The sequence below is a fragment of the Winogradskyella poriferorum genome (genome assembly GCF_050618035.1).
GTDB classification, from domain to species: Bacteria; Bacteroidota; Bacteroidia; order Flavobacteriales; family Flavobacteriaceae; genus Winogradskyella; species Winogradskyella poriferorum_A.
Genome location: NZ_JBODPY010000382.1, coordinates 1 through 206 on the forward strand (window position 1 = coordinate 1; position 206 = coordinate 206).

Here is a 206-nt window from a genome sequence, read left to right on the forward strand (position 1 = left end):
CTGCGTTTAAAAACAAAGGTGTTCAGTTCTTATTAGACGCAGTGTGTCGTTACTTACCTTCTCCTATGGATAAAGAAGCTATCGTTGGTACTGAGCCAGATTCAGATAACGAAATTGCACGTAAGCCAGATGTAAAAGAGCCATTCTCTGCATTAGTATTTAAAATTGCTACTGATCCTTTCGTTGGTCGTTTAGCATTCTTTAGA

The 206-nt window shown here is 38.3% G+C and carries 1 protein-coding gene; it reads left to right on the forward strand.

All coding sequences use genetic code 11. From position 1 onward, the window contains the following. Nucleotides 1-206 (forward strand): hypothetical protein (locus ACRHOC_RS16140; RefSeq protein ID WP_431159554.1); only part of this gene is annotated, 206 nt, incomplete at both ends.